The following is a 230-nucleotide window of genomic DNA, read 5'->3' on the forward strand; positions in this document are numbered from 1 at the left end:
GAAAGAGAACCTGAAACCCTGTGTTTACAAGCTGTGGAAGAACGAGAAATGTTCAACCGCGTACTTTTTGTAGAACGGTCCGGCGAGTTACGCTGGCAGGCGAGGTTAAGGACTTTAGGTCCGGAGCCGAAGGGAAACCAAGTCTTAAGAGGGCGGTCATAGTCTGTCAGAGTAGACCCGAAACCGGGTGATCTATCCATGTCCAGGTTGAAGTTGCCGTAAAAGGCAAT

At 50.0% G+C, this 230-nt stretch carries 1 rRNA gene; it reads left to right on the plus strand.

Annotated features, from left to right (window positions below):
* Positions 1-230: ribosomal RNA gene (locus tag H6A32_RS17085) — 23S ribosomal RNA — on the plus strand; the annotation flags it as partial.

The sequence above is a fragment of the Drancourtella massiliensis genome, assembly GCF_016900655.1.
In the GTDB taxonomy this organism is placed as follows: Bacteria; Bacillota; Clostridia; order Lachnospirales; family Lachnospiraceae; genus Sellimonas; species Sellimonas catena.